Below are 18,084 nucleotides of genomic sequence, written 5' to 3'. Positions count from 1 at the left end.
GCGATAGTCCGCAACCTTCATCAACGATGCGCCATCATGGGCTGATGCGCGTGTCGACGAGGTCAGCTTGAACATTCCCGAGGCCACTGTACTCAAAGCCGATGAACTGGGTCGTATCGAGATGGCGGTGCACGAGGGTGTGCCGGTGATACGGCGCGACATTCGGGCCGCCCGCTGGTGGGCGCGACCGCTGGCGCGTCGCGCGGCAGCGCGGGAGGCACGGGCGCTGGTGCGGCTTGCCGACGTGGCCGGTGTACCGCGATTGCTCGGCTGGGACGGTGCGGTGTTGTTGCGCAGCTACATTCCCGGCGCGCCGATGCAGCAGGCACGGCCGACCGACCGCGACTATTACCGCCAGGCGTTGTCGTTGCTGTCGCAATTGCACCGTCGTGGCGTGGTGCACAACGATCTGGCAAAGGAGCCCAACTGGCTGGTGCGCGAGGACGGCAGCCCCGCGCTGGTGGATTTCCAGATTGCCTGGACGCGCGGTCGCCGCGGCGCGCTTTATCGTGTGCTGGCGCGGGAAGACCTGCGCCACCTGCTCAAGCACAAGCGCACGTATTGCCCGCAGGCGTTGAGCACTCGCCAGCGCGCGATCCTGAACACCCCCGCGCCGCACTCGCGGCTATGGCGCGCCACGGGAAAGCGCCTGTACAAGCTGATTGCGCGCCGTCTTTTCGGCTACTGGGACAACGAAGGGAAAGGTCGCGTGCGCGACTGACCCGTTTGCATGCGTCTCCCGCTTGCCGACAGGCGGCTTATTTCTCGACGAACGCGCGCTCGATCACGTAATCACCCGGCTCCCGCGTGCGCGGCGAGGGCTGGAAGCCGCGACCATCCAGCAGGGTGGCCAGATCCTCCAGCATCGCCGGGCTGCCGCAGAGCATCACGCGGTCGGTCTCCGGGTTGAGCGGGGGCAGGCCGGTGACGCGGCTCATCACACCGTCGGCGATCGCATCGGTAATTCGGCCGCGGTTGGTGAAAGCTTCGCGGGTCACTGTGGGGTAATAAATCAGCTTCTCGCGGATGAGTTCGCCCAGATATTCGTGCTGCGGCAGTTCGCGCTCGAGGTAGTCGGCATAGGCGAGGTCGCTCACCGTGCGCACGCCGTGCGCCAGCACGATCCGGTCGAAGCGCTCGTAGGTTTCGGGGTCGCGGACCAGGCTGAGGAAGGGCGCCAGGCCGGTGCCCGTGCCCAGCAGATAAAGATGCTTGCCCGGCTTGAGATCGTTGAGCACCAGCGTACCGGTGGGTTTGCGGCTGACGATCACCGGGTCGCCCGGCTGCAGGTGCTGCAGGCGCGAGGTGAGCGGCCCATTCGGCACCTTGATGCTGAAGAACTCCAGGTGCTCTTCGTAGCTGGCGCTGGCGATCGAATACGCGCGCAGCAGCGGACGGCCATCCACCTCCAGCCCCATCATCACGAAATGGCCGCTGTCGAAGCGGAAGCCCGGGTCGCGCGTGGTGCGAAAGCTGAAAAGCGTGTCGTTCCAGTGGTGCACGTCAATCACGTGCTCGGTCGCCATTGCCACCATGATCTTTACCGTCGGTCGATGAACAGGAGTGCCATACGGTGGCGTCCGGCCCGGGCCGGATGACAAACTCGCGTGGGGAGGGCGGGCATGGCCGCGGTGCCTGACGAGTGTTGCGCAGCCGCGCAACCGTGACGGCGCATTATGCCACGCCGGGGGCCGCCACCACGATTTCATCACGCCGCCGGGGTGCGGCGAATTGGCCGTGGTCGCCAGGAAATGTCGCGATCGCCGACGGCGCATTCAGGGCAGGTGAACAGGGAAAGTTCGAAAGTGAGACTCAGTAGACAGCGCGCTATCATGTTGCGTTGACCCGCAATGCTCGCGGTGTTGCTGGTGGGCGTGGCGTCTTTTCCGATGGACATCAGAACGGGAAGTTATGCATGCGGAATCTTGAAGAAGCCAGGATCGCCATTGTCGGGCTCGGTTACGTTGGTTTGCCGTTGGCCGTCGAGTTTGGCAAGCACTACAAGACGATGGGTTTCGATATCAATGCGGCGCGGGTGGATGCGCTGCGCGCCGGCCGTGATGCCACGCTGGAGGTCGATGCCGAGGAGCTGGCTGCAGCGACGCATTTGCGCTTCAGCTCGCAGCTGGACGATCTGCGCGACTGCAACGTCTATATCGTCACCGTGCCCACGCCGATCGACTCGGCCAAACGGCCCGACCTCACGCCGCTGATCAAGGCCAGCGAAACGCTGGGCAAGGTACTGAAGCGTGGCGATGTCGTGGTGTACGAATCCACCGTGTATCCGGGCTGCACCGAGGAAGTGTGCGTGCCGATCCTGGCCAAGGGCTCCGGCCTGGTCTTCAACCAGGATTTCTTCGCCGGCTACAGCCCGGAGCGGATCAATCCCGGCGACAAGCTGCACCGGGTGACCAGCATCCTCAAGGTGACGTCCGGCTCGACGCCGGAAGTGGCCGACTTCGTCGACCGCCTGTATGGCTCGATCATCACCGCCGGCACGCACAAGGCCAGCTGCATCAAGGTGGCCGAGGCGGCCAAGGTGATCGAAAACACCCAGCGCGATCTCAACATCGCACTGGTGAACGATCTGGCGATCCTGTTCAACAAGCTGGGCATCGACACGTTGGAGGTACTGCAGGCGGCCGGTACCAAGTGGAATTTCCTGCCGTTCCGGCCGGGCCTGGTCGGCGGGCACTGCATCAGCGTGGACCCGTACTACCTCACCCACAAGGCGCAGGAAGTGGGCCATCACCCCGACGTGATCCTGGCCGGCCGCCGCACCAATGACAGCATGGGCCCGTACATCGCCAACGAAGTGATGCGACTGATGGTGTGCAAGGGGATCAACCCGGTCGGTGCGCGCGTCCTGCTGCTGGGGCTGGCGTTCAAGGAAAACTGCCCGGACCTACGCAACACCCGCGTGGTCGACATCGTGCACGCGTTGCGCGGCTACAACGCCAACGTGGATGTGTACGACCCCTGGGTCAGCGCCGACGAGGCGCAGCATGAATACGGCATTCGGCCAGTGTCCGAGCCACAGCAAGGCACCTACGATGCCGTTGTCGTGGCGGTGGGCCACAAGCAGTTTGTGGCGCTGGGTGAGACAGGCATCCGTGCATTCGGCAAGCCCGACATGGTGCTTTACGACGTCAAATACGTACTGCCACGCGAAGCCGTGGATGGGAGACTGTGATGACCACGATCGAAGCCGGGCTGCCGGCAACACTGCAGGCACGGGTGCGCGCCGAGACCGCTCCGTGGCTGGTTACCGGTGCCGCCGGGTTCATCGGTTCCAACCTGGTCGAGACGCTGTTGCGGCTGGGCCAGCGCGTGGTCGGGCTGGACAACTTTGCCACCGGCCATCAACGCAATCTGGATGAGGTGCAGCAGCTGGTCGGCGCCGAGGCGTGGTCGCGGTTCCGCTTCATCAAGGGCGACATCCGCCGCCCCGAGGATTGCCAGGCCGCCTGCGCCGGCGTGCGCCATGTGTTGCATCAGGCGGCGTTGGGTTCGGTGCCGCGCTCGATCGAAGATCCGGTGGACACCCACTCGGCCAATGTCACCGGTTTCCTCAACATGCTGGTGGCCGCGCGCGACGCGGGCGTGGCCAGTTTCACCTACGCGGCGTCCAGCTCCACTTATGGTGACGAGCCGACGATGCCCAAGGTGGAAGACCGCATCGGCCGTCCGCTGTCGCCGTATGCCGCCACCAAACTGTTCAACGAGCTCTACGCCGAAGTCTTCGCCCGCTGCTACGACTTCAAGGCCGTGGGGCTGCGCTACTTCAACGTGTTCGGTCGCCGCCAGGACCCCGATGGCGCGTACGCGGCGGTGATCCCGCAGTGGCTGGCGGCGATGATCCGCGGCGACGACGTGTTCATCAACGGCGATGGCGAAACCAGTCGCGACTTCTGCTACGTCGCCAACGCGGTGCAGGCCAACCTGCTGGCGGCGCTGGTGGTCGACCCCGATTGCGAGCCGGTGTTCAACGTTGCCGTGGGCCAGCGCGCCACCCTCAACGAGCTTTTCGAAAGCCTGGCAACGCAGCTGGCGGATCAGGGCGTCAGCTACGACAAGCAGCCCGTCTATCGTGATTTCCGTGCGGGCGACGTGCGCCATTCGCTGGCCGATATCGGTCGTGCGCACGCGCGCCTGGGCTACGCGCCTACGCACACGCTGCAGTTGGGGTTAGGCGAGGCGATGCCATGGTATGTGGATTTCATTACGCGCAGGGAAGGTGTCCAGGCCTGAGTCTGCCGGCGGGGCCGCCGTCATCATGAACGCGGCGGATCGGGTGTACGAGGTGTTTCCACGGCTCGCGGCGCGCGCCTTTTTACAGGCGGGTTTCAGCCCGCCCACCGCGGACGATGTGGCGGTACTGGTATTCGACTCTGTGGCGTGGCTCGACCAGGCCGTTGCCGCGGAGCACCTGCTGGATTCTGGCGAGCGCCGACGCGCGGCGCGCTTCCGGTTCGCGCATGACCGTGTGGCCTATGTCCTGGCGCACGCCATGTGGCGTTCGGTGCTGGGTTGGTGCCTCGGGTGTGAAGCGGCGGCGGTCCGGATCACCAGCACCCCCACCGGTCAGCCGCAATTGCCCGGCACGCCCTGGGCAACCAGCCTCAGCCACAGCGGAAGCTGGGTAGCGGTGGCCGTGGGCCGCACCGCCGTGGTGGGCGTGGACATCGAGCGTTCGCCGCCGTTGCGTGCCTTGACCGATCTCGTGTCCACTGTCTGCACGCCGCGTGAGGCAATCGATATGCATGCTCTCCCGCTCGTGGCGCGCGAGCACGCCATGCTCCGCTTGTGGACACGCAAGGAGGCCTTGCTGAAGGCTTTCGGCACCGGCTTGAGCGGGCCGCCGCCGGCGACATTCGAAGCCTTGCCTGAGGCTCGCGTGGCTCCACCACCGGGGCTCGCGTGCCCGCCATGCAGCGTGCACGAATTGCAGCTACCCACGGCGGTGGTGGGGGCGCTGGCTCTGCCGGTCGGGTCGGGCAAGCGGTATTTGCATATACTTGACCGGCCCATGGCCGGGGACGGTAGCGCCGGCGAATGAAAATCCTGGTCAGCGTCCGCAGCTGGACAGGCCGTGCGGTGGCGATTTTTCCCGCCGGATCCGCACGACATAATCGAAAGGCATAGACTTACCGGCGCGTGGAAACTCGGCTGAAACGGGCGATACTCTCGCCTGTTGGCTCGCGTAATGCCACCGCTGAATCGGGCAGGGGATAGGGATGTTTCGTTTTTTGCATAAGCAAGCTATGCGCTGGCTCCTTTTGCTGGGCCTGGGCGAGGCATTGCTGTTGGCGGCGTCCTTGAACGTGGCCACGTATCTGCGTTATTTCCGGTATCCGGATCAACTGGAGGAATTCTCCCGCCACATGCCGGAGCGTTCGCTGGTGTTCGCGGTGATGCTGCTTCTTGGCCTGGCTGCGCTGGGTCAATATCAAACCCATATGCGGGCGACCTGGTTCGGCCTGCTTGCGCGTCAGGGCGTGGGATTCGTGCTGGGCGGTTTGGGTCTGGTCGTGGCGTATTACGTGGTACCGCAAGCGTACGTGGGACGCGGGGTGCTGGGTATCGCGTTGGTGATTGGTTTCATCGCGGTAACCGCCTTGCGCGCGTTGTTCCTGCGCCTGGTGGAAGTGGAATCGTTCAAGCGGCGCGTACTGATTCTCGGCGCCGGCGTGCGTGCCTCGCAAATCCATAGCCGCATGCGTCGGCGTTCCGACCGGCGCGGGTTTACCGTGGTCGGTTTCGTGCCGCGCCCGGGCGAACAACTGGTGGCGCCTGTCGAACAGGTGCTGACGGCGGACACGCTGTTTGAACTGGTGGAGCGCGAACAGGTCGACGAAGTCGTGGTGGGCGTCGATGACCGCCGCGGCGGCCTGCCAATGGAGGAGTTGCTGGAATGCCGCCAGCATGGCGTGGCGGTTACCGATCTCACCACCTTTTTCGAGCGCGAATCCGGCCGCGTGCAACTCTCGCTCACCGACCCGTCGTGGCTGGTTTTTTCCGGCGGCTTCAACGCCACGCCGCTGCGGCAGCTCAGCAAGCGCTGTTTCGATCTGGGTATCGCCACACTCGTGCTCTTGCTGACCTGGCCCATCATGTTGCTGGTGGCGCTGGCGATCCGCATCGAGTCCGGTGCCGGACAACCCATTTTCTACCTCCAGGAGCGCGTTGGCGTGCGCGGCAAGAGCTTTCGTCTGGCCAAGTTCCGCAGCATGCGCACCGATGCGGAAATCGATGGCGTGGCGCGCTGGGCCAGCAAGAACGACGACCGGGTCACCCGGGTTGGCCGTTTTATCCGCAAGGTGCGGCTGGACGAGCTGCCGCAATTGTGGAACGTGCTCAAGGGCGAAATGAGCTTTATCGGTCCGCGCCCCGAACGCCCGCAATTCGTGGCCGACCTGGCCACCAAGATCCGCTATTACAACCTGCGCCACTGCCTGAAACCGGGTTTGGCCGGTTGGGCGCAACTGCGTTATCCGTATGGCGCATCGGATGAAGATGCCGCCGAAAAATTGAAATACGACTTGTACTACGTAAAAAACCACAACCTGTTGTTCGATCTGCTGATACTCATTCAGACGATCGAGGTCGTGTTGTTCAGTCGCGGTGCCCGATAGGCCTTCGGCGTGAAGTGTGGGGGCCGGGCCGGTGAAAAAGCGTTGGCTGCAAACTTTGGTTCAGGCGGGCGCCAAGCTCGCGTCCCTGATGGAAGACTGGTCGATCGGCGATAGCCGGCGCGGCAATGCAGGAGAGCTCCACGTGCCCATCCATGACCCACATTTGAATCGTGATCATCGTTCAACGGTCGATCACGCCATCGTTCGCGTGCCAGGGAAACGTGCCCGCTACAGCTTGCACAAGCGTCTGGCCGCGGTCGGCATCGCCTGTCTGCTGGGTGCGTTCGCGATGGCACAGGTCGTCGAGCCAGCGCCATCGTCGTCGCCTTCGCCAACACCATCCCAAGGATCGGAGGCTGCGGCACAGGCAGGCTCGACGGTCTCTTCGCTGAGCACGCCCGTTTCTTCCGCGTCTGCCGGGTTGGCGTCGGCCTCGTCGGCACCGTCTCCGTCATCTTCCGTTGCTGCGTTGCCGTCCCCGTCGGTCATCACCGAGGTGGCGTCATCGTCCAACGCCGACACATCGGTTTCGCAAGAAAAATCCGATGCGCCGTTGCTGCCACGCGCAGACAGCTACCGAGCCCAGGCAACCGGCTTTGGCGTGTTCCTGTCAGCTTCGGCCCCCGTGGACGCAACGCCTGCGTCCACCGAAACCGGTTCGGTCGGCGCGAGTCCGATCGGGGCAAGCCCGATGAAATCCGGCCCGATCGCCAGCGTCGGCTCGCGTCCGAGCCGGGTGCTGGATGCGAGCGCGATGGTCGCCCTTCCGGTTCGGGCTGCCGCTGTCGCGCCCGCGATCACGGCAGCCCACCCGCGCCTGATCCTGGACAGTGCAACGCTGAGTGACATGCGCGCGCACGCCGCCGCGAATACGGCGGAATGGCAACTGCTGAAAAGCACGTGCGATTCCTTCATCGGCGGTACGGTCAATTATCCAAGCGAGAGCGGCTATCCGAACCTCCCCAACCTGGGTTCGGGTTATCAGGGAGAGTCGTATCTTCCAGCCCTGCTGTCCGAGGGCATGTGCTACCAGGTCCTGAAATCGAGCAACCCCACCGCGGCGGCGCCTTACGGTGCCAAGGCAGTGGATATCCTGATGAAGATGTCGGCGCCGTATACCGGCAGCGGTAGCCAGGGACAGAATCCGTGCACGGATAATGGTTACGGTATCCGCTTCTTCGGTGTCGGTTACGGGCTTGGCTACGACTGGGTGTATGAGTTGCTGAGCCCCTCCCAGCGCACGCAGATCTATACCGCCGCGAACGCGTGGTTGACCGCATGGGAAGATCCCAATCCGTCGGCCTGTGCGAATTTCGAATACGTGCATCCGCACAGCAATTACTTTGCCGGTTACTTCCATGCGAAGGCTGCAATCGCGCTGGCAACCTATGGCGAAAACCCCAGCGCCGCCGCGCAATGGGACGATTGGTACGGCAACCAGTTCAGCAATCGGGTCCAGCCGTATTTTGCGCTGCACCTGAGCGGTGGCGGCTGGCCCGAGGGCTACGGCAACTATGCGCCGCTGGCCATCCTCAACATGAGCCTGCCGGCGCGTGAGGTGAAAACGGCGACGGGCGTGGATCTGGTGCACGCCGCGGCACCGTACAGCTTCCCGCTGGAAAGCGCCGATTACGCGATGCATTTCACCTGGCCTTCCCGTGCCTATTTCGACGATCGCGACACCAACCACGCCAGCGGCACGGCGAACCCGCCGGTGGGGACGACCCAGGTGGGCATGTACGAACAGCTGTTTGGTGCGCTGAACTATTGGGGCTCGCCACGCGTCGGTGTGTTTCATCAGTATCTCAACGAGGTCAGTGCGGCGACCTCCGGCTACAACCCGGCAGCGCCATGGTTGCTGTTCCTGCAGTCCTATCCTTCGGCGCCGACGGTCGAGGTAGGCACCATGCCGCGTTCCTATCTCGCGAAGGGGTTGGGTGCAGTTGCCGCGCGCTCGAACTGGACGACAGGCGCCAGCTGGATGTCGTTCAGGGCCGCCGCTTACGTCAACAATCCGGCCCAGGGCGAGGAAGGCTTCGATCAGGGCAGCCTCGCCCTGGTGCGCGGCAATGTGCCGTTGCTGGTCAACACCTTTGGCTGGATGGCCCACGAACCGAATGGTTCGGCCGACGAAAACCTGTTGTACAGCGATCTGTTCGGCTCGTTCAACAACACGCTGTACCTGGGCAATCGGCAGATGTACAACGTGTTTTACGTGCGCAACATGAGCGGCAGCACGGTAGTCGATCGCTTTGGCCAGGCCGCCTACACGACCGAAGACAACAACGTCCGCACGAAGGTGTCGGCGTTCGAGGACGGCGGCGACTACGTCTACGTGCAGTCGACCAATCTCGAGGACATGTACCGCAAATTTTCCGCCGGCCCGGGTGTGGCGGCATGGTCGCGGCAGATCGTCTATCTGCGGCCGAACCGCTTCGTGGTCTATGACCGCACCACGTCGGGTAGCGCCTCGTACGACCAGTACATGGCCTGGCATTTCCCCGCCAATCCCGTCGCGGGCGTGGCCGCCGCGGGCCAGAAGCGACTCGACGTGAGTTACAACGGACAGTATGCCGGTGCAATGACCACGTTGCTGCCCGCAAACACAACCATCACCACGGTGCCGCTGTATCCGAGCAGCAGTACCACCAAGGTCTGGCAGGTGCAGGTGCGCCCGTCCACCACCGATGTCAGCCAGCGCTGGATGACGGTTTTCGATCTTTCGAGCCAGGCGGCGGATGTGGCGGCGATCAGCCCGGTCACGATCACCCAGGGCGGCGTCGTTGGCGCGTGGATTGACGGCGGCGACGGCGACAGTGTGGTGATCAACAGTACCGGGGCAGCGGGTACCGCGATCAGCGGCACGGTGGCATATACCGTGCCCGGGCCGGCACACCATGTCGTCACCGAGCTGGCCAAGGCCACCGGATACAACATTACCGTCACGAGTGGCACCGGGCAGACTGTGAGCATCAGCCCGGGCGGCACCTACGTAAGCAGCGCGCAGGGCGTGCTCAACTTTTATGTGGATGCCAGCGGCACCGTTACCGAAGGCGGCGATACCGGACTGCCGGTGAGTTCACTCCCGGTGAAAGGCTATCCACGAGGCTACAGGCCTTGAACCGTGTGCCTAGCAGGGGGTCACCACCTTGTGCGTCAGGCCGCCGAGCCAGGCGAACGTACCTAAAACCACCATGGGAATCGGACTGTGTTCAACCGCGTTACGAAATTGATCTCCGAATTGCGTGCATTGCCACCGCTGGAGGTCAACCTTCGTTATGCGGAAACGGCCGGAAACGATCCCTTTTTCGAACGGATCGTGCGCCAGTTCTATCGTGACGCGATGCGCCGCCATCCCAAGTTTCCGCTGGTGCGCAATTACCAATATGGCGTTACCGCCTGCCACCTCACGCATGACTTCAATGATTATTTCAAGTCGATCGAGAGCGCGGCGCGGCGCAACTACAAGAAGTCCTTGCGGCTGGGTTACAGCTTCGATCGCATCGACTACAACAACCATCTTGACGACATCACGGCCATCCTGCGCTCGACCCGGGTGCGGCAGGGCCGACCCATGCCGGCGGCGTTGTTCACTCGTGAGACGGTGGCTTCCAAAGACCCGCCATCCACGTCCGCGCTGCATGATTACCCTTACTTCGGCATCCTTCGCGATGGGCATCTTTATGCGTTTGCCAGCTGCCTGATCGCTGGCGAACTGTGTTCGATCGAGACCATCTATGGTCACGCCGATCATCAGGCCGATGGCATCGTGCCGATGATGATCATCGATATGGCCGAGTGGGTGATCAAGCATCACCCCGACGTCAAATATTATTCGTACGGTACGTATTTCGGCGCCACCGAAACGATGCAGCGCTTCAAGCGCAAGTTCGGTTTCATGCCCCATCGGGCTCGCTGGATTCTGGGAGATTGATCTTGTCCAACCCTGTTGCCGCCAGCATGGCTGATCACCTGGTTGAATTGCGGATTCCCGCGGATCTGCCGTATCAGTTGATTTACCGGATGCATCGAACGGCACTGTTCAATGTTCCTGACAGGGACGATGTCGAGTTCCGGTTTGTCTCCAGCCTGCCGCAATTGCTACCGCTGGCGCTGCCGTTGCGACGCGTGGTGACCACCTCGGAATGGGCAAAGTCGCTGGTTCGCATCAACATGGGCGGGCGCATGTTCTATTGCCTGCTTCGTAACGGGGTGATCCTGCACCGCGGTTGGGTGAGCGTGTCGTTCTGCAACCATTACAAGGTTGGCCCGGGCGACGTGGTGATAGGGCCGATCTGGTCGGCCACGGGTACGCGAGGGCAGGGCCTGGCCAAGTACGCCACCCAGCGCGCCATCAACGAGTTGATCGGGCGTGGGTTGTCGACGTTCTACATCGACACCTCGGCCGACAACCTGGCGTGCCAGAAGATGATCGCCAACTGCGATTTCGGCCCGGCGATGGGTTGCACACCGCGGCTTCCCGAATGAGCGGCGGGTCGGCAGCTTCGACACGCTAGTCGGAAATCCGCACAGCAAGCTCCCGACACCCGCCAGCGCGTGCAGTCATTCGTCCTCGTCCGCTGCCGTCAGATGCCATTCGATGGTGCCGGACATGTCGGTGGGTACGTCCTGCAACCACTTTCCAATGATCGGTCGCCTTTCGCGCTCGCTGAAGCCGGCATCGAGCCAGTGGGCGAGTTTTCGTGCAGAGGCCGCGTATTCGAGTGCAACGGCGGAATGCCCATCGCGTCGTGCGCACCGGATCAATGCCTCGATCCACCGGCGTCCAACACCCACGCTGGCATCCATCGACCAGAAATCGCGCACCCTCAGCGTGTCGCCGTCGACCTGACAGGCGAACCAGGCCAGCAGGGGGCCATCGGGTTGATCGCCAAGCAGCAGATAGCGCGTTGCCGCCGCGGGTGATTGGTCAAAACGCCAACGCAAGAAGGTGGTGTCGCGCACGGTGATCGGCCCGTCGCCGTGGCTGGAGTGCTGCCAGAGCGCGTCCATCCGCGGGTTGACCTGGTCGGACCAGACGGCCGAGGGGTGCGCACCACGCGCTCCGCTTGCTGCGCTCCATGTATCGCGGAAGATATCGACCAACCATCCCACCGATCGTGCCGCCCAACGCGGTAGATGCCGTTCGAGGTACCGGGCGTGCCGCAATACACGGGAAAAGCGGGGGATGTAACCCAGCACGTCGTAACCCAGCCGTTTGACGACCGGCAACGACTTGCGATTGGGGAAGCCATAGAGCAATTCGAACCTCCCTGCCGCCGTCTCGATGAGGTCAGCCTGCAACATCATCGCGGGCCCCAGCGTCCGGTGTTGCGCATCGACGGCCATGTCCACCAATACGCCAGCGCGAAGCTCGCGCCCCCGCCACTCCATGCGGCGCGGGCCGGCGGCACAGGCACCCACCCAACACGAAGATGGTTGGTGGCGAAGCAGCTTCACCAACGGCTCGCCATAGGGACAGTGGAGATAAAACCAGTCGAATTTGGGGGCGTGACGGTCGGGTGTGCCCAGGTTGCCGCGCCACGCCTCGATAACGGCATCGCGTTCGCGCGTGACGTCGCCCGCGTGGACGACGTAATCGCGAGGGCCCCGGGGCGTGTCGTCAGTCACGGTGTCGTGGCTCCCATTCCTTCGTCCAGCAGGATGGGCGCTTGATGCAGGTAACGCGTGCTGCGCCGCTTGTTTTGAATGTCGGCGTACACCGCCTCGGCGGCCGCCGGAGAAATATCCAGCGCTTGCGCCAGCTTGGCGGACGGCAGCTGTTGCTCCAGTGCCCACAACGCCAGGTCCATCGATTGCCATGGCAGGGCGAAATAGAACTCGTCCTGGCCTTGCGCAAGGCTGTAGGTATCGGTGGTGGGCGCGGCGGTGGCGACGCATTCGGGTAGGCCCAGGTGGCGGGCCATGCCGTAGACCTGGGTTTTGTAGAGGTGCGCGATCGGCTTGATGTCGGCGGAGCCGTCACCGTTCTTCACGAAAAAGCCCTGGTCGTATTCCAGCCGGTTGGGGGTGCCGACAACGGCATAGTTCAGGCGGTCTGCGTGGTAATACTCCAGTGTCTTGCGCAGGCGCTGCTTGAAGCTGGTGGCGGCCACGATCTGCAGGTATTCGGACAGGCCCAGCGGCTTCTCGTGCAGCGTGCCGTCGGGTGCCTGCGCAATCAGGTTGAAATGGTTGATGCGGCCATCCAGTCCCCCGGCGATGGCGATCTTCATGCGCCAGTCGTCGGCGTACCCGGGCAGCACGCGGCGCACCGCTTCGTCGCGCGCGCGGTAGCAGCCGATGGCGGCCAGCGCGGGCGCGATGTCGAAGGTTTCCGCGCGCACGCCGAGGTGGTCGGCAAGGATGTGTGCGTTGTCGGCGCTGGCATCGGCCGAATCGCGCTCGGGCAGTATGAGCGTGTAGACGCGTTCGGCACCGAGTGCCTTGACCGCGAGTGCGGCGCAGACCGAGCTGTCCACGCCGCCGGAAATTGCCACCACCAGGCCGCGCTTGTGCAGCGTGCGCGCGGTGATTTCACGCAGGCGGGCGGCGATGCGTTCGGCTTCCTGCGCGTAGTCGAGATCGAGCACATCCCAGTTCAATTCGTCCACGGATTCCCCCTTGACCACAGTGGTGCTTGCCGGGCATTGCCGCCCGGTTCTCAGCTTCGGCAGGCCAGCAGTACGCGCGTGTCGCCGTTGGCATCGGCCAGCGCACGGACATCCTGCCAGTTCCCGTCACGTTGCAGCCGTCTGGTCAGCGCCGGCCCCTGGCCCAGGCCGACCTCCAGCGTCAGCCAGCCGCCAGGGCGCAGAAAGCGTGGCGCATCCTCGATCAGCCGCATCAGGATGGTGACGCCGAACGGGCCGCCGTCGAAGGCCAGGCGCGGTTCGTGGTCGGCGATCTCGGTGGCCATCTGCTCGACCTTGGTGCTGCGGATGTACGGCGGCGCGCAGACGATCATGTCGGTGTGATCGATGAAGTCTGCTGTCTCGAACGGAGCCAGCAGATCGCCGGTGCGGAACTGCACGCGTGACGACAGCCCCAGGTGGCGGCCGTTGCGCTGCGCAAAGTCGATCGCCTCCACGCTGAGGTCGCTGCCGAACACTTCCGCGTCGGTCACGTGATGGGCCATGGCGAACGCCAGGTTGCCGCTGCCGGTGCAGACGTCGATGACTCGCGCGGGACGGGGCACGGTCGAGGACTGCAGCAGGTCGATGCTGGCGCCGGCCAGCTGCTCGGTTTCCGCGCGCGGGATCAGCGCTTGCGGTGCGCTGAGCATTTCCAGCCCCATGAAACGCTGGCGGCCGGTGATGTGGGCCAGCGGTTCGCCAGCGAGCCGGCGCGTGACGAAATGCTCCAGCGCATGCGCATGGTCGTGCGCCAATGCGGGCAGCTCGCCAAGGGCGGCGGCGGTGGCCGAACGCGGGCTGCCGGCGGCGGCGAACCACAGTGCGCGCAGCGTGCTGTCCGGCGTCTCCTCGGGTTTGTCCGGCAGCACGTCGAGGTCGTTGGCGAGGCGTTCGCGCAGTGCAAGATAGGTAGTGTTCAAAGGCGTTCCCTCAGGCATCGGTCTGCTCCAGCAGGGCTTTCTTGCTGACCTTGCCGGTGGCGGTACGGGGCAGGTCCGCACACAGCACGATCTGCTGCGGAACCATGAAGTTTTCCAGTCGCTTGATGCACTGCGCACGGATCTGGCCAGCGCTGAGGGCGACGCCCGGCTCCAGCACCACGTAGGCGCGGATGGCCTGGCCCAGCAGTTCGTCATCGATACCGACGACAGCCACCTCGCGAATGCCGTCGATCGCGTGCATGGCGTTTTCCACCTCGACCGGGCTCACCTTCTCGCCGCGGGTCTTGATGATGTCGTCGCTGCGGCCCACGAAATACAGGAAGCCCTCGGCGTCCATGCGGAACTGATCCTGCGTGCACAGCACCATTTCGCCGGGCAGCGGGCCGGGCTTGAGCATGCGCGCCGACAACTCCGGGCGATTCCAGTAGCCGCGCATCACGTGCGGCCCGCGCACGTACAGCGTGCCGGTTTCGCCCGGAGCGGTGCGCTGGCCGTCGGCGGAAAGCAGGTACACCTCAGTGCCGGGAATGGCCTTGCCCACCGAGCCGGGCTTGCTCTCCGCCAGTTCCGGCGCGAGATAGCTCACCCGCTTGCATTCGGTGAGCCCGTACATCTTGTAGATCAGCGCGTGGGGGAAAATCTCGCGCAGACGGGTGGCAGCGTCGTCGGCCAGTGCGGCGGCGGTATTGGTGACCCGGGTGACGCCGGGGAAACGCAGCGGTTCGCGCCGGTGTGCCGACAGCAACATCGCGAAGATGGTGGGGACGCCGGGAAATACGGTGACGCCGAATTCAGCCATCCGCGCAAAGACCTGCGCGGGGTAGGTGAACGAGCGTTCCAGCACCAGCGTGGCGCCCAGTTGCACCGTCATCAGCAATTGGTACAGGCCGTAGTCGAACGCCAGCGGCAGGGCGCACAGGATGTTGTCGTGTGCGACCAGGCGCAGGTATTCGATCAGGCTGTCGCGGGCGAACACCATCGACTGGTGCGTCTGCATCACACCCTTGGGCGTGCCGGTGCTGCCGGAGGTGTAGATCAAGGCGGCGAGGTCCAGCGGAATCGTGGCGGGCGGCACGGCCAGCGGTACGGCGGCGTGGATCACTGCGTCGAATGCGGCGACGTCGTGGCCATCGGGCAGCTTGCCCGAGCTGATCAGCTGGGCGGGGGACAAGCCATGGCCGAACAACGGCACGAACTCCTGCGCCAGGTGTCCGTCGGTCAGCAGCAGGCGGGCGCCGCTGTCATCAAGAATGAACCCGAGCTTTTCGGATTTGGTTTGCGGGTTGATCAGCAGGAACACGCCGCCGGCCAGCAGTACGGCGAAGATGGACACCACGCACGGCCAGCTGTTGTCCATGTAGATCGCCACGCGATCGCCGCGCGTCACGCCGCGCATCACCAACACGCCGGCCAGGCGCTGCGCGCGATCCAGCAGCTCGGCATAGCGGTAAGGCTGCCCTTCGATCACCACCACCGGTTTGTCCGCGAACGCGGGATCCGTGGCGCGGGCGAGCAGGGCATCCTGCAGCAGGCGTTGGGGCGGCATCGTCATTACGCGGCAACCCGCAGCCGTTGCACGAAGGCGACCATGTTGTTCACCGTGTCGAAATTCTCCGGCAGCATCTCGCTGGCCTTGATCTGGATATCGAACTCGCCTTCGAGGAACAGCACGATCTCGAGCACGCCGGTGGAGTCGATGATGCCGCGGTCCAGCAGCGAGGCGCCGTTGGGCAGTTCGGCCGGGTCGTTGCTGAAAAGCAGGTTTTCCAGGATGTAGCCGCGGACCTTGGCTTCGATTTCTTTGGCTTCGTTCGACATGGTTTTCCTTGGGTTGGAGATTCAGGCGCTGCAAAGGTCGCGATGCGGATCGCGGGAGGAACGACGCAGGAAGGTTTCATCGAGCAGCATGGTCGAGAGGATGCCGACGAACGCCTGGTTGTCGGCGAACCCGATTGCGCGTCCGCGGCGGCACTTGTCGAACAAACGGCCGGTGGCGTCGGCGTCGAAGTAGCCGGCGGCGCGGATGCGTTCGCTGCTCATCAGGTCGGCCACGTAATCCAGCGGCTTGCCGTCGAAGAAGAAACTCGACTGGTCGGGTGCGCGATACGGCTGTTTGGTGCGGTGAAGAATGTCCGGTGGCAGCAGGCCGTCGAGCGCACGGCGCAGCAGGTACTTCTCGGTGAGGCCGCGGATCTTCCAGCTCGGTGGCAGGCGGTTGGCGAATTCGATCAACCGGTGATCGAGGTAGGGAAAGCGCCCCTCGATCGAGTTGGCCATCGCCACCCGGTCGCCCTGCGCCGGCAGCAGGTATGCCGCCAGCAGCGACTTGGCCTCCACGTACTGGTCGCGCGCCAACGGGTGCCAGGACATGATGGACGCCGGCAGCCGTTGCTCGTATCCGTCGAGCGGCTGCCAGTCGCCGATGCTGGCGCGCATGTCCGCCGACAGGAACCGCAGCGCATGCTGCGAGGTGGCCCAGCGTGGCGCATGCGCGAAGATGGGCCGGTCGATATGTTCCATGCCCTTGCCGAAGAAGGCCTGGGCGAACGCGGCGTTGCCGACCGGCGAGTTTTCGAGATAGCCGTAAAGGCGTCCAAGCAGTCGTGGGCGGAAGCGTGACTTCGGTTGCCGTGCCCAGAAGCGGCGCACCTTGGCCTCCTTGAAAATGTCGTAACCGCCGAATACCTCGTCGGCACCTTCGCCGGTCAGCACCACTTTGTAGCCTTCGGCGCGAACGCGCGCGGAGAGCAGCATCAATGGCGCCGCCGCCGTGCGCAGGATGGGCGTTTCGGTGTGGCGGATCAGCTGCGGAAAGGCCATGCCGATATCGCGCCGCGAGCAGTGCATGGTGGTGTGTTCGGTGGCCAGGTGACGCACCATGGCGGCCTGTTCCGCACTTTCGTCGAACTCGCTGTCGGCAAACGCGACCGAGAACGTGCGCACCGGCGTGTCGGTGAAACGACGGATCAGCGCCACGATGCCGGACGAGTCCAGCCCACCGCTGAGGTAGGCGCCGACCGGCACGTCGGCGCGCAGGCGCAGGCGTACGGCGTCGATCAGCAGCTCGCGCAGCTCGGCGGCGGCCTGCTCCTCCGAGCCGAACATGCGCCGGGCGCTCGCCATGGTCTGATCCGCGGCGGCGGGGAAACGCCAGTCCCAGTAACGGCGCAGCGTTTCGCGGCCGCCGTCGTCCACGGTCAGTACGTGGCCGGGTGGCAGGCTGTGAATGCCCTCGAAGACCGTGGCGGGGTCGACCGGGCCCCAGTAGTTCAGCGTCTGCGCCAGGCCTGTCGGATCGAGCGTGGCCCGTTGCGGCAACACGGTCAGCAAGGCCTTGATTTCCGAACCGAACCAGAGCCGGCCGTGGGCGCGGGTATGGAACAGCGGACGGATACCGGTGCGGTCGCGGGCCAGCAGCAGCCGGCGCCGCTCGGCGTCCCACAGCGCAATCGCGAACTGGCCGTTGAGATGGCTGACGAAGTCATCGCCGTGCTGCTCGTACAGGTGCACGATCACTTCGGTGTCGGATTGCGTATAGAAACGATGGCCTTGGCATTCCAACTGCTGCCGCAGTTCGACGTAGTTGAAGATCTCGCCGTTGAACACCGTCCACACGGTGCGCCGCTCGTTGTGGATCGGCTGCTGGCCGGTGGCAAGATCAATGATCGATAGCCGCGCATGCGCCAGCCCCACGCCGTCGCCCACATGGAAGCCGTAGCCGTCCGGGCCGCGGTGATGCAGCGTATGGATCATCCGCTCCAGCGTGGCCCGAGCTGTTTCGGGCGCTGCGGGAGCGCCTGAAAAACCTGCGATTCCACACATGTGACGCGGACTCCGGTGTCTTGGTGATCAGGCCCGAATGAAGGCGTGGCG

Annotated in this window: 15 protein-coding genes; 8 read left to right on the top strand and 7 right to left on the bottom strand. The window is 64.4% G+C overall.

Annotated features, from left to right (window positions below):
- The first annotated feature begins 67 nt into the window (after positions 1-67).
- On the top strand, positions 68-721 hold the full coding sequence (locus ASD22_RS08775) for an RIO1 family regulatory kinase/ATPase (protein ID WP_343123426.1): 654 nt from the start codon (positions 68-70) through the stop codon (positions 719-721).
- Positions 722-758: 37 nt separating this feature from the next.
- On the opposite strand, the gene ASD22_RS08770 is transcribed toward ASD22_RS08775, so the two are convergent.
- A complete protein-coding gene (locus ASD22_RS08770; protein ID WP_056081905.1) occupies positions 759-1,535 on the bottom strand; it encodes a ferredoxin--NADP reductase in 777 nt (258 codons plus the stop codon).
- A gap of 380 nt (positions 1,536-1,915) precedes the next feature.
- On the opposite strand from ASD22_RS08770, the gene tviB reads away from it, so the two are divergent.
- The 7 genes from tviB to ASD22_RS08730 all read left to right on the top strand — a co-directional run bounded on the left by tviB (position 1,916) and on the right by ASD22_RS08730 (position 11,123).
- Positions 1,916-3,193: a Vi polysaccharide biosynthesis UDP-N-acetylglucosamine C-6 dehydrogenase TviB gene (gene tviB / locus ASD22_RS08765; protein WP_056081902.1), complete on the top strand. Its 1,278-nt coding sequence runs from the start codon at positions 1,916-1,918 to the stop codon at positions 3,191-3,193.
- Positions 3,193-4,251 carry an SDR family oxidoreductase gene (locus tag ASD22_RS08760; RefSeq protein ID WP_056081898.1) on the top strand — a complete coding sequence of 353 codons (1,059 nt, stop codon included), beginning with the start codon at positions 3,193-3,195 and terminating at the stop codon, positions 4,249-4,251. The genes tviB and ASD22_RS08760 overlap by 1 nt, the downstream gene beginning before the upstream one ends.
- Positions 4,252-4,276: 25 nt before the next feature.
- The gene (locus ASD22_RS08755; RefSeq protein WP_162245069.1) at positions 4,277-5,059 is read left to right on the top strand and encodes a 4'-phosphopantetheinyl transferase superfamily protein; all 783 of its coding nucleotides are present in this window, start codon (positions 4,277-4,279) and stop codon (positions 5,057-5,059) included.
- 205 nt (positions 5,060-5,264) lie between these two features.
- The gene (locus ASD22_RS08750; RefSeq protein ID WP_235577599.1) at positions 5,265-6,635 is read left to right on the top strand and encodes a TIGR03013 family XrtA/PEP-CTERM system glycosyltransferase; all 1,371 of its coding nucleotides are present in this window, start codon (positions 5,265-5,267) and stop codon (positions 6,633-6,635) included.
- A gap of 31 nt (positions 6,636-6,666) precedes the next feature.
- Positions 6,667-9,756, top strand: coding sequence for a hypothetical protein (locus ASD22_RS08740; protein ID WP_235577598.1), 3,090 nt, complete (start codon positions 6,667-6,669; stop codon positions 9,754-9,756).
- 87 nt (positions 9,757-9,843) lie between these two features.
- Positions 9,844-10,569 carry a hypothetical protein gene (locus tag ASD22_RS08735; RefSeq protein ID WP_056081887.1) on the top strand — a complete coding sequence of 242 codons (726 nt, stop codon included), beginning with the start codon at positions 9,844-9,846 and terminating at the stop codon, positions 10,567-10,569.
- A 2-nt stretch (positions 10,570-10,571) separates the two neighbouring features.
- Positions 10,572-11,123 carry a GNAT family N-acetyltransferase gene (locus ASD22_RS08730; RefSeq protein WP_156458980.1) on the top strand — a complete coding sequence of 184 codons (552 nt, stop codon included), beginning with the start codon at positions 10,572-10,574 and terminating at the stop codon, positions 11,121-11,123.
- 75 nt (positions 11,124-11,198) lie between these two features.
- Here the strand turns inward: ASD22_RS08730 and ASD22_RS08725 are convergent, their stop codons facing one another.
- From ASD22_RS08725 to asnB, 6 genes are read right to left on the bottom strand one after another with little or no spacing between them, the layout of a single operon-like run.
- Positions 11,199-12,266: a hypothetical protein gene (locus tag ASD22_RS08725; protein ID WP_056081882.1), complete on the bottom strand. Its 1,068-nt coding sequence runs from the start codon at positions 12,264-12,266 to the stop codon at positions 11,199-11,201.
- Positions 12,263-13,249 carry an NAD(+) synthase gene (nadE, locus tag ASD22_RS08720; protein WP_056084026.1) on the bottom strand — a complete coding sequence of 329 codons (987 nt, stop codon included), beginning with the start codon at positions 13,247-13,249 and terminating at the stop codon, positions 12,263-12,265. The genes ASD22_RS08725 and nadE overlap by 4 nt, the downstream gene beginning before the upstream one ends.
- A gap of 50 nt (positions 13,250-13,299) precedes the next feature.
- The gene (gene prmC / locus ASD22_RS08715; RefSeq protein ID WP_056081879.1) at positions 13,300-14,190 is read right to left on the bottom strand and encodes a peptide chain release factor N(5)-glutamine methyltransferase; all 891 of its coding nucleotides are present in this window, start codon (positions 14,188-14,190) and stop codon (positions 13,300-13,302) included.
- A 10-nt stretch (positions 14,191-14,200) separates the two neighbouring features.
- Entirely contained in the window at positions 14,201-15,763 is a 1,563-nt protein-coding gene (locus ASD22_RS08710; protein ID WP_056081876.1) for an AMP-binding protein, read from the bottom strand.
- A complete protein-coding gene (locus ASD22_RS08705; RefSeq protein ID WP_056081873.1) occupies positions 15,763-16,029 on the bottom strand; it encodes an acyl carrier protein in 267 nt (88 codons plus the stop codon). The genes ASD22_RS08710 and ASD22_RS08705 overlap by 1 nt, the downstream gene beginning before the upstream one ends.
- A 21-nt stretch (positions 16,030-16,050) precedes the next feature.
- Entirely contained in the window at positions 16,051-18,033 is a 1,983-nt protein-coding gene (asnB, locus tag ASD22_RS08700) for an asparagine synthase (glutamine-hydrolyzing) (protein ID WP_056081870.1), read from the bottom strand.
- Between the last annotated feature and the right edge of the window lie 51 nt (positions 18,034-18,084).

The organism is Rhodanobacter sp. Root480 (assembly GCF_001426645.1).
GTDB classification, from domain to species: Bacteria; Pseudomonadota; Gammaproteobacteria; order Xanthomonadales; family Rhodanobacteraceae; genus Rhodanobacter; species Rhodanobacter ginsenosidimutans.
The sequence above is the reverse complement of the archived record's forward strand: the minus strand, read 5'-3'. Positions and strand labels throughout refer to the sequence as shown.